We start from the raw sequence: 12222 nt of genomic DNA, 5'->3' as shown, positions 1-12222 counted from the left end.
TTAATCGCAATCGTTTGATTTCCCTGATGAGACCCTGCTGCAGTATCGCAGGGTTTATTTGGTTAATGGCCATCCTCTTATAAGGGGTATAGGTAGTAGAGATGACAACAACGAATAAACCGAAACGTTTAGCGTCTTTAGATGCGCTACGCGGCATGGATATGTTTTGGATTTTAGGTGGGCAATCTATTTTCGCTGCGCTGTTTGTATTAACAGGTTGGCAGGGCTGGAAAGCATTTGAGGCACATACCGTGCACAGTGCATGGCATGGCTTTACCTTTTATGACTTAATATTCCCATTGTTTATCTTTCTTTCTGGCGTGGCCATGGGGCTCTCGCCAAAACGCATTGATCACCTCCCTTTAATACAGCGCAAACCTATCTATACCAAGGCCTTAAAGCGACTGCTTCTACTCTGTATTTTTGGTGTGCTGTATAATCATGGCTGGGGAGTGGGTGTCCCGCTTGATAGTGATGGCGTACGTTATGCCAGTGTCTTAGGGCGAATTGCTTTTGCTTGGTTTTTTTGTGCCTTGTTGGTGTGGCACAGCAGTTTAAAAACACTCGCTTACGTTGCTGTGGGGATCTTGATATGTTACTGGTTACTGCTGTGTTTTATACCCGTGCCCGGTGGTGTTGCAGGAGATCTGAGCGCACCTGGGCTTGGCAGTTGGAATGCTGCTTTTGATGATTATTTATTACCAGGCATTAGTTACCAACATCGCCCGGTTGATCCAGAAGGGGTATTGTCGACGCTACCTGCGGTGGTGAATGCTATTGCGGGAGTGTTTGCTGGTCGCGTGATTGCCAACGCAAATGAGCAGGGGCAATGGCGTGCGGTAATGATATTGTTAGGTTCAGGGGTTATTGCGCTGGCTTTAGGTTGGCTGTGGGATCTGCAGTTTCCAGTTAATAAAGAGTTGTGGACTAGCTCTTTTGTGTTAGTCACAGTGGGGTGGAGCGCCATTTTATTAGCGCTTTTTTATGCCATTATCGACGTCTTAAATGTTCAGCGTTGGGCCTACCCATTTGTGATTATCGGCGCTAACTCTATTATTATTTATCTAGCCTCTAGCTTGGTTGACTGGAGCTATATTAGCCAGAGTGTGTTTGGTGGCGTTATCACCGCGGTAGCAGCGCTATGGCAACCTTTAATGGCTGTGTTGGCTTTGTTATTAGTACAATTGTTGGTGTTACATTGGATGTATCGACGCAAAATTTTTGTCAGTGTCTGATGGTTACAGTGCTTAGCAGCTGACAGCGTATTTCATTGCTATTTGGCCCCTGACTAGGGGCTTTTTTATATTGTTATGCAAATTTAGCATAAAAACCCGCATGTTTTTTTCACTTTTACTTTACAAAGCGGTTATTTCTGATAATAATGACAGCGTTGTCATAATGGTAATAACCTAATGCTGTGTATCCCAATTAGGTTTGATCTGGCCTTATTCTGATTGCACGCGGGGTAGGGTTCAGATCCCATTTTCTTTTTCTTCAAATCTGGGTGTGTATATGCAAGTCGTTATCCTCAAAGATGCTACCGCGGTGGCTGGCTATGGAGCCGATATTTTCACGAAACAGATACAGCAAAAAGCGGATTCTGTGCTGGGGCTCGCGACAGGCTCAACGCCAGTGGCGTTATATCAACAACTCATTGCCCGAAATCAGGCAGGGGAGCTAAGCTTTTCTAAAGTCACGAGTTTTAATCTAGATGAATATTTAGGTCTTGAGGACACTCACCCACAAAGCTATCGCTACTTTATGCAACAGCAGTTATTTGATCATATTGATATCAAGCCCGAAAACACACACGTACCGCCGGGTAATGCCAGCAACCCCATCAGCGCTTGCGATGAGTATGAAGCACGTATCAGCCAAGCGGGTGGTATTGACGTACAATTACTCGGGATTGGCCGTAATGGTCATATTGGCTTTAATGAACCGTCTTCTGGCTTAACATCTCGCACTCGGGTAAAAACCCTTACTAAAGCCACCATCGATGATAATGCACGTTTTTTTAGCGCCGATGAATATCAACCTCATCTTTCTATTACCATGGGAATTGGCACGATTTTAGATGCCAGAAAAGTGGTACTGCTGGCCACCGGAGCAAACAAAGCGGATGCCGTGGCTGCTATGGTGGAAGGGCCTTTAACGGCAGCTTGCCCCGCTTCCGCGCTTCAAATGCATCGAGATGCGGTGATTGTGGTGGATGAAGCCGCGGCGCACAAGTTAAAAGATGTCGAATTTTATAAGCACATCGAAAGTGAAAACCAAAAGTTAATGCAACAACTTGCCTCTGTAGTGTGAGTACACTGTAGTTCCAAAAGCCCCAATGGGGCTTTTTTTTTGCCAGTCACACTGGGCTATGGTAGCTTTTAGCTGTATTACCGCTGAGCACCTATAGCGTGGTGTTATAAGCTATGTTTACTGGGCAACTCAGCATTTATAATGTAGGGACAGTCACTTGCTATATTACTCTCAAATGATGCTCGACAGAGCATCAAACGAACGAAAAGACAAAAATTGGTTATTGTCACAAATGGGCCCGCAAAGCCGCTGGTTATTAATTGATAACGACGCGAATTTAGTGGACACCCACCGCAATGAGTTATGCTTTCTAAATCGTGACGAAGTCACTGGCCTTGATCTCGCTAATGCCATCTTTCTTGGCAAAGATGATGAATACAGTTATTTTGCCTTAGATATCACATCGCAATCGCAGCAATTGCAATTTGATAACCCTAACACCAGTTTTATCGATATGCGCCAAGTAGGCCGCAACCTACCCATGACCCAAGGTTCAATTGGGGTGTTGGCTAGGGGCTTGTGTTATTGGCATAAAACACATTGCTTTTGTGGCCGTTGTGGTCAGCCCAATCGGCCAGTTGAAGCTGGACATGCGCGTGGTTGTACTAACCCGAAATGCCGTCATATGACTTTTCCCCGCACCGATCCGGCGGTAATTATGTTAGTGACTCATACTTTTTCTGATGGCGTGGAGCGCTGCCTGCTTGGTCGCCAAGCCAGTTGGCCCGAGGGCGTATTTTCAACCTTGGCGGGGTTTGTGGACCCAGGTGAAACCTTAGAGCAAGCGGTGATCCGCGAAGTGATGGAAGAAGCGGGTGTTGAGGCCTACGAGCCTCAGTACATAGCCTCGCAACCTTGGCCGTTTCCATCATCGTTAATGTTAGGGTTTATTGCCAAAGCTAAAACCACAGACATTTTTGTAGAACAAGATGAATTAGAGCAAGCAAAATGGTTCTCTCGAGCCGAATTAAATACCTTTTCACAGTGGGGTGACACAGCGCCAGGTTACAAGCTCACTCGTGAAGATTCCATTTCAAGGTACCTAGTAGAGTATTGGCGCGCACAAGGTCAAAATTGACGATGAAAAAACATACAAAAATAGTTTCTGCTGGAAGAAACGCTGAATACACCAACGGGGTCGTTAACCCTGTGGTTCAACGCGCTTCAACGGTTGTATTTGACAGTGTGGCGGAATTGCACGAAGCAGTAAAAGGGCGTGGTCACCGCACCTTATTTTATGGTCGTCGTGGCACGCACACTCACTTTGCTCTGCAAGATGCCATTATTGAGCTAGAAAATGGCGCAGGCTGCGCTTTGTATCCTTCTGGTGCTGCCGCCATTGCACAGTCGTTGCTGTCTTTTCTACAGGCAGGAGATCATTTATTAATGGTGGATACGGCTTACGAACCCACGCGTGACTTATGCGACAAATTACTGAAAGGCTATGGCATTGAAACCACCTACTATGATCCTATGATTGGTGCCGGCATTGCTGAGCTGATAAAGCCCAATACTAAGGTGCTGTTTTTAGAGTCTCCAGGCTCCATTACCATGGAAATTCAAGACGTGCCTAGCTTGGTTAAGGTTGCGAAAGAACATAATATTATCACTATGTTGGACAACACCTATGGCAATGGTTGGCATTACCGACCACTGGATCATGGGGTCGACATTAGCATCCAGGCCGCAACTAAATACATTGTCGGTCATTCCGATGTTATGATGGGTGTTGCTGTGGCGAGCGAACGTTACTGGCCAGCCCTGAGAGAGCACTCGTATTTGCTTGGGCAGTGTACCTCAGCCGATGATGCCTATCTGGCGTTACGTGGTTTACGCACCATGCCTGCAAGGTTAAAGCAACATGAGCAATCAGCACTAGAGGTAGCAAAGTGGCTCGCAGGACACCCACTGGTAGATCATGTCCGTCATCCGGCCTTTGCCACTTGCCCTGGCCACGAGTTCTTTAAACGCGACTTTGATGGCAGTAATGGGCTGTTTTCAATCGTGATGAAACAAGGTTCGCAAAAAGCCATTAACCGTTTTCTCGATGCCTTAGAACACTTTAAAATGGGGTTTTCGTGGGGGGGATATGAAAGCCTAGTGACGGCCAATAAAACCATGGCTCATTTACGTACTACCACAGGCTGGGAGCAGGGCCCGGTGATCAGACTCCATATTGGCCTTGAAGACGTTGAAGATTTAATTGCCGACCTCGATAACGCGTTGCAAATCTACAGCCAAAACCTGACAGACTACTAACCTGTTTGACTAAGACAAAGTGCGAGCCCATTTACCTGGGGATCGCACTGCAAACTTGGTTTCGTGCTTGCCATTATTTTCTACATCCGTGGCACTATTCTAAAACAAGCCTAGAACTCTATGTCTGCAACCTAGGGGCTTTACCAGAGCATATTAGAAAAACATTGTCACTCGTGAAGCCAAAGTGGAGAAAGCTGCTCTATTGATTTTTTGTGCTTTCAATTAGAGCGCTTAGTAGCAGCTGATAATGAGATCATTTAAATTTACATGACTTAGTTAGCAAGCACGCAAAACGCTATTACTGAATCACATCACTGTTCCACTTTAGAGACATATGCCGGATACAGTGTGTCGATATCGACACAGTTGCCGAGCATGAAATGTCTAAAATTTCCATAATTGTCTGATTTATAAATATAAATAATTTGGCCTGAAATTTGATACTCATCTCTTATTCTTAACGTGGAGTACAGAGTATGGATATAAAATTAGCAAAAACTAAGCGTATGCCAATTCACAAAGTGATATTGCTTGTGGTTGTATTCGTTGTGCTTGGCTTGGTTTTTTTTGCCAAAGCGTATACCCAAAGCGCATCGAATGTGGTTTATCAAGAGGAATTAATTGTTGCTAACGTTCAACAGGGAGAGTTTGAGCTCAGTGTCAAAGGACTTGGTAGGTTAGCATTAGAGAAGCGCCACTTGGTTACCAGTGGTAGTGGCGGCAAAGTGGTTGAGGTGCTAGTCAAACCTGGGGAAATGGTAACTCAGGGGATGTTACTTGCTCGTTTAGAAAACCCTTCATTGCGCGAAGCGCTTATCCAAAAGCAAAGCCAGCTTAGTAAAATATCAGCTCAACATGAGGCTGAACTTGCAGAGCTAAAAGCCAAAGTGCAAGAGGCTAATACTGCATATTATGACGCTTTATTGGCATTTAAAGCCGATAAAATGCAGTGGCAGGCACAAAAAACGTTAATCGAAAAGGGCAATAGTACCATTTCTCAGCTGGATCATCAGCGCAGTGAGTTTGCAATGCAGCGGAGTCAAAAGCAAGTTGAACTGCTGCAAGTCAGGGTTGATACTCAGCAAGCAATACTGCATGCCAACGTCAAAGCACAGCAGGCTGAACAAGTAAGTTTGCACTCCGAAATCAAGCTACTAGAAGAAAACATTGCAGCCCTAAATGTACGCTCACCTATCGCTGGACAAATTCAGGATGTGCTGATTGCAGTGGGGATGCAGTTGTTCAATACCAGCTCTGTTGCAGAAGTGGCAGACCCTCGAATGCTGGTTGCTAAGATAAATATTGCCGAATTAGATGCGCCACATGTACAAGTAGGACAGCCAGCTATTATCGATACTTACAGTTCGCGTTTTAATGCTATCGTCAAACGTGTTTCGCCAAAAGTAACCAACGGCCAAGTTGAAGTTGAGTTGAGTATAGAAGGTACGTTGCCAGTAGAAGCCAGAGACAAACTCAATGTCGAAGGCGTTATTACAACAAGCCATAAGCCCGATGCGTTATTTGTCGCGATGCCGGCCAACGCGGTCGCAAATAACCAAGCTAGCGTGTTTGTTGTTGATGAACATCTTGCCACGAAAAAAACAGTCAAATTTGGTCAGCGTTCGGTAAACTACATTGAAGTGCTTGAAGGTCTTAATAAAAATCAAACTATCATTATTTCCGATATGGAAAAATATACGCAAGATAGCCAAGTATTAGTGCGCTAATAGGACATTATGATGAACTCAGTAATTCAACTCAATAATATCGAAAAACGGTTTCAGACAGAGGAAATCGCAACTCAAGCTCTAGACGGCATTAATCTTGAGGTCAAGCCCGGTGAATTTGTCGCTATCACAGGACCTTCGGGGTGTGGAAAGTCTACGTTATTGTCCATTCTGGGCCTGATTGATGAGCCAAATAATGGCGAGTATTATATCAGTGGTAATCCCGCTTTCAATTTAAGCTCAGACCAACGTGCTCATATTCGTGCAAATCATATTGGCTTTATTTTTCAAGCTTTTAATCTTATCAGCGATTTAAGTGTACTTGAAAACGTTATGTTACCTTTAACTTATATCGGTGGTATGTCTCAAAAGGAGATGACTCGAAAAGCCAAAGAGGCACTAGCGATGGTGGGGTTAGAAAACCGCATCAACCACTTTCCATCTCAGCTTTCAGGAGGTCAGCAACAACGTGCAGCAGTTGCAAGGGCGCTGATCAATTCCCCAGATCTTATCCTGGCCGATGAGCCGACTGGTAACTTGGATTCAAATAACGCACAGCAAGTGCTAGGACTGTTGAGCGAACTGCATGCCGCGGGTAAAACGATATGCATGGTAACTCATGATATTGAATCTACGACCTACGCCAGCCGTGTTATCTCTATGCTTGATGGCACGATTTTAAGGGATAAAAAGCAGCTTGAACGTACAAGCAAAGTCGTTGGAGCTTAGTATGGGATTACTTTTAGACTTTCGTTATGCCCTAAGGAATATCGCAAAATCAATGCGCTTTACGTTATTAATGATGTTTATTATGGTTGGTAGTTTAACCATATCCTTAGTTGGCTTTAACTATATTTATACGGTGGCGTTCTCACACAGCCAAATGAGTAATGACAGCCCACAAATCAGAATCTTTAAGGTACACAATCCCATCAGCATGCAAAATCAATTTCAATATCGCATGTTACCGGAGTTACAACAGCTTGAAGAAATTAAACAACTTGAAGAGTGGCTTTATATTGCTCCGGCTAGTGTTTGGGTAAGTGACGCTGAGCAGGGCAATCATTATCGTGGCTCCTATGTTGATGCGCGTTTTTTTAACTTTCTGAATAGTAAACCAGCGCTTGGGAGGTTTTATACAGCGGAAGATTTTGTAGGAGCAGCCCAAGATGTGGTGGTGATTTCTGATTATTTATGGCTGCACCTATTCCAAGGTAGTAAAGACGTTATTGGCCGTACTATGGTGATTAATCAAAAGCCTTACGAGATAATTGGTGTGATGCCCAAGCGCAATAATTTCCCGATATTTTCTAAACTCTGGCTACCACTGAAAGGCAATAACACGGAGCCAACTGATGCCATTAACCTTATTTATAAGAGTCCAAGTGAGGCGGTAGAGGCAAAGTTAGAGCAACGTTTGAGTTTATTTTTTACCGATTTTGCTAAGCGAGGCGCGAGTCAGTCAGAACTTGAGGTTGATAAATCGGCCCGAGTAGAGTCAATGACGTTGATGGAATACAACACCGACGGTGAAGCAGTCTTTATATTTACTTTGTTTATGATTGGTATCGTGCTCATTTTGCTTATTTCCTCAATCAACATTGGCAACTTACTCTTTGCCAGAATTATTGAGAGACAAAAGGAGTCGGCTATTCGGGCCGCGATCGGGGCAACAAAAATAAGGGTTATTCAGCAACACGCTTGTGAGGGCTTGGTTTACTGCTTTAGTAGTTGGGTCGTGGCATTACTGCTAACGGACCTAGGCTTACGCGGGGTGAATTTTTTCATGAATATGATGTTTGGCGGCAAAATGCCATATTGGTGGTATTGGCAGCTTAATGGCATCACCATATTGGTGTCATTACTGTTGATAAGCCTGGTCTTTGCTGTTGCCGTGCTGTTACCTGCGGTGAAAACAGCTAATTTTAACATCAATGATGTACTGCGAGACGGCACACGAGGTGCGACCGGAAAACAAGCTGGCTTGATGTCAAAACGTTTATTGTCTTTGCAAGTGACCTTAGTGAGCTTTATGTTGATGGCGTCGAGCACCATTGGCTATGTGATGTACTCTATGGCGGGAAATATTGATGGAGAAACCCTTAAAGGGGTTTATTCAACTGAGCTGCAGCTTCAAACTGAAAGTGAGTTTTCCAGTGATAAAGCGGTTGAAATGGCAAATGCACTGGTCTCGGGCATGACACTAGATCCGGCCTTTACTGAAGGGCGCGTGTATCAACGCGATATGGAGCTTGATGTGCTCACAAGCGAAGGGGAAGCTTATACCGATAAAATCATAAATGTTGAAGCTGTTTCACACCTCTTTAAGCGTGAACTGCACAGTGGCAGAAACTTTACCGAGCAAGATAATTTGGAAGCGGCGCCTGTGGTGATCATTAGTGATTCTCTGGCAAAAGCTTTGTTTGGCAGTGCCGACATATTAGGGCGATCACTGCTTTTACGTGATGCAAAATGGCCTAGTGCTAAAATAGTGGGTATCGCAGTAGATGAAATGAGCGTTGTTGCCAGAGAGCGTCGTCACGAAATCTATTTTAGTTTCCGTCAATATGCCGTAACAAATAATACTATGGCGGTTAAATTTATTTCTAAGCTGCCGCCAAGCCAAAGCCATGAAGCGTTTTATCGCGTGTTGAGTCGGCTGTCGAGTCCGCTAGAGGCTAGCTATATTTTTGATCACTATGACAATCATCGCTCTATGATTGGTGCCTTTACCAGTATCATATATGTCTTTTTGATTGTCGGTGGATTTGCGTTGACGCTCTCGTTAATTGGTATTTATGCCATGGGGCTTAGTAACATCAATAAATCGAGCTATGAGATAGGCATTCGCCGTGCGCTTGGCTGTAAAGACAACCAGATCGTATTGTTATTTATAAAGAAAAATCTAACCCACACAATAACTGGGTTGGCAATTTCTGCGTTCACTTTTTATATTTTATGCTATCTCGCTGTGGACTTTTTTCGCGGCATTGTGCCTTTTAATGTGATGTTTGGCGCAGGCAGCGTCACTTTGCTGCTGGTATTTATTGCGGTATGCTTTGCACTTTATATCCCGGTGAAACGCAGTATAAAAGCTCAACCAGCAGTGAGCTTAAGAATGGAATAATAATTTGAAGAAGGTACTAATAGTTGACGATTCGTTGGACATTCAAGCGAGTCTGAAATTTTTACTTGAGGATGAGGGCTACGCTTGTCATGGTGTGGTGACGCCTGAGGCGGCAACTGAGTATGTCAGTACTCAGGACGTGGACTTAGTGTTATTGGATATGAACTTTACCCAAGACACTACCAGTGGTAAGGAAGGACTCGCAGCTATCGCTAAGCTTATCCAGGTTGACCCACTTTTACCCATTGTGGTCATGACTGGCTGGGCAACGTTAGAGCTTGCTGTTACGGCGTTAAAGCAAGGTGCAGCCGACTTTATTGAAAAGCCATGGGATGATCAGCGCCTTGCTCATAGCATTAAAGTACAATTAGAAAAGCGAGTCGACAGGGAGCATTTAGTACGGCTATCAGCTGAAAATGAGCGCCTTAAAAAGCCTCAGCAAACGGTTCACTGTGAAACTCACAGTGAAAAAAAACAGCGTGTGTTGACTCAGCTAACCCAGTTGGCACAAAGTAACATGAACATCTTGCTGACTGGCGAAAATGGCACGGGAAAGAGTTATTATGCGCAATATGTACACGAGCACTCGAACCGCGCTGGTGGGAGCTTTGTCGCAATTAACATGGGGGCGGTGAGTGACGAGCTATTTAATTCTGAGCTATTCGGCCATAAAAAAGGCGCATTTACCGATGCCAAAGAAGATCGCGTTGGTGCCTTCACACTGGCCAGTAATGGCTCGCTGTTTTTAGATGAAATTGCTAACTTATCTTTGCAATCTCAAGCAAAATTGCTTCAGGTATTAGAAGAGCGAGAGTATAGTGCAGTTGGTAGTCATAAAGTTTTGAACAATACTGCTAGGATTATTTCCGCAACCAACTGCCAACTCAATAAAGCAATTGCTAATAACCAATTTCGCCAAGATTTATATTACCGATTAAATACCGCAGAAGTTGAAATACCGCCATTAAGGGAGTGTCCTGAGGATATTTTGCCATTAGCAGAGCGCTTTTTAATGCGCTTTAGCAAAGATAATAATAAACCCTCACCAACCCTAATGCCTTGCGCTGTTAAAGCGCTGAATGGCTACGAGTTTCCAGGTAATATTAGAGAGCTCAAGCATATGATGGAACGTGTGGTGTTTACATGCGTCGGCGCTCAGGTATTTGCCAGCGATTTGGCGCTTACCCCGACACAGCGCACAGTGCAGCCTTCGCTGCAAACAGATAATTTGATTGCGCCAGAGCACCATGATTTAACGTTGGATGAAATTGTTGAACAAGCACTTTTTAAAAGACTAGAGTTTCATGATGGTAACGTATCCAAAGCGGCGAAGAGCTTGGGCCTATCGCGCAGCGCTTGGTATCGAAAAATGAACAAGTACGAGTAGGAGATAAGTAAACTTGTTTTATCGCTATGGCCATTGGCTGTTAAATACGTTACTACTTGCTATCGTTAACGCCTTACTCATTGTACACGGTTATCCAATCACATTGATTATGTTGGTGGATTTGGTATTTGTGCTGTGTTTTGCATTGCTTGCGTACCAATATGGTTCGACCAGACAAAATACCATTAATTTGATTGATACCTTGTTGATTTCGCTTCGACAAGGCGATTATGCTGTAAGAGCGGTGCATGGCAAAGACTCGCAATTACATTCAACTGTTGGCCATTTAAATGCCCTTGCACAAGCCATGCAAGCTGACCAACGAGCTCTGGCAGAGCAAAGTGATCTGCTAAAGCAGATTATCGAAAAGATTGATTGTGCGCTGATTGTATTCGACAGCCACAGCGTTGCATTTGCCAATAGCTACGCTGAGCGAGCCTTTTTAAATAGTTATAAAGACAATGCTATGAGCTGGTTTCAATCACTTCAAGCCCAACAAAAACAAGGAAAAGTTTGGTTGATGGTTAATGAAACTGAGCATGCTTTTCTGTTTCAGCACGACAGTTGCTACATTGCCAATAAACCTCATACTCTTTTGGTGTTAAAACAGCTCGATAGTATTTTATATCAACAAGAAAAAGACGCTTTACAGCGTTTTGTTCGCATTCTAAGCCATGAGATCAACAATGCATTAGCGCCAATTGGTACAGTAGCTCGCAGCCTTACTAAGCGCTTAAATGGCGACTTAGATTTAGAGAAATTTAACCGTGGGCTTTCGCTCATCAACGAACGCACCAACTATCTTAAATCTTTTATGGGTAATTATGCTTCGCTTGCCAAACTGCCGCCAGCGAATAAGCAGGTTGTCGTGCTCAGTGAGCTTTGTATCCAGCTACAAAGTATCTACCCACAATTAAAGGTAGAATGCACAGCTGAGCAATTTGGCTTTTTTGATGCCAGTCAAATCAAGCAAGTGCTTTGTCATCTTATTAATAATTCTCAAGAAGCATGTACGCCTCCGCCAGAGATAACGCTCACTATCATATTTGACGATGATAAGCTGAGATTTAGTGTCACTGACACCGGTCCCGGCTTTTCTAATTTAAATGAAGCTGCAGAAGCTTTTTACACTACAAAAGCCGATGGCAACGGCATAGGTCTAATGCTTTCACGAATAATTATTGAAAACCACGGTGGGCAGCTAAAATTGTGCAATATTCCTCGTGGTGGTGCTAATGTTAGCTTTTGTTTAGAGTGGGGGAGAGTGTTAGCTTGTTAAAGCGCCTCACATAATTAGCTCTTTCCATTCAATCTCATAGATCAAACTTACTGTAATGTTGATATTTACTCTCCTTATTAAAAATAATTAGAGACACCCACCTTTAATGGGATAATTGAAGACACCCATCTCA

At 43.9% G+C, this 12222-nt stretch carries 9 protein-coding genes; all 9 read left to right on the top strand.

The window, feature by feature from the left end; translation table 11 throughout:
* The first annotated feature begins 101 nt into the window (after positions 1 to 101).
* A complete protein-coding gene (gene nagX / locus R3P39_RS07090; RefSeq protein ID WP_336566563.1) occupies positions 102 to 1235 on the top strand; it encodes a transmembrane glucosamine N-acetyltransferase NagX in 1134 nt (377 codons plus the stop codon).
* 277 nt (positions 1236 to 1512) lie between these two features.
* Complete coding sequence (gene nagB / locus R3P39_RS07085) at positions 1513 to 2310, top strand: glucosamine-6-phosphate deaminase (protein ID WP_336566561.1); 798 nt, start codon at positions 1513 to 1515, stop codon at positions 2308 to 2310.
* Between the two features lie 175 nt (positions 2311 to 2485).
* On the top strand, positions 2486 to 3388 hold the full coding sequence (nudC, locus tag R3P39_RS07080; RefSeq protein ID WP_336569268.1) for an NAD(+) diphosphatase: 903 nt from the start codon (positions 2486 to 2488) through the stop codon (positions 3386 to 3388).
* Positions 3389 to 3390: 2 nt separating this feature from the next.
* A complete protein-coding gene (locus R3P39_RS07075; protein ID WP_336566560.1) occupies positions 3391 to 4569 on the top strand; it encodes a cystathionine beta-lyase in 1179 nt (392 codons plus the stop codon).
* Between the two features lie 476 nt (positions 4570 to 5045).
* On the top strand, positions 5046 to 6296 hold the full coding sequence (locus R3P39_RS07070; RefSeq protein WP_336566559.1) for an efflux RND transporter periplasmic adaptor subunit: 1251 nt from the start codon (positions 5046 to 5048) through the stop codon (positions 6294 to 6296).
* A 12-nt stretch (positions 6297 to 6308) separates the two neighbouring features.
* Positions 6309 to 7025: an ABC transporter ATP-binding protein gene (locus R3P39_RS07065; protein WP_336569266.1), complete on the top strand. Its 717-nt coding sequence runs from the start codon at positions 6309 to 6311 to the stop codon at positions 7023 to 7025.
* Between the two features lies 1 nt (position 7026).
* Positions 7027 to 9423 carry an ABC transporter permease gene (locus tag R3P39_RS07060; RefSeq protein ID WP_336566558.1) on the top strand — a complete coding sequence of 799 codons (2397 nt, stop codon included), beginning with the start codon at positions 7027 to 7029 and terminating at the stop codon, positions 9421 to 9423.
* Positions 9424 to 9427: 4 nt separating this feature from the next.
* On the top strand, positions 9428 to 10810 hold the full coding sequence (locus R3P39_RS07055; protein ID WP_336566557.1) for a sigma-54-dependent transcriptional regulator: 1383 nt from the start codon (positions 9428 to 9430) through the stop codon (positions 10808 to 10810).
* Positions 10811 to 10823: 13 nt separating this feature from the next.
* The gene (locus tag R3P39_RS07050; RefSeq protein WP_336566556.1) at positions 10824 to 12089 is read left to right on the top strand and encodes a sensor histidine kinase; all 1266 of its coding nucleotides are present in this window, start codon (positions 10824 to 10826) and stop codon (positions 12087 to 12089) included.
* Positions 12090 to 12222 lie beyond the last annotated feature (133 nt).

It is taken from the genome of Pseudoalteromonas sp. UG3-2 (genome assembly GCF_037120705.1).
Classification (GTDB): domain Bacteria; phylum Pseudomonadota; class Gammaproteobacteria; order Enterobacterales; family Alteromonadaceae; genus Pseudoalteromonas.
Note: the sequence above shows the minus strand (reverse complement) of the source record. Positions and strands in the feature narration are given on the sequence as shown.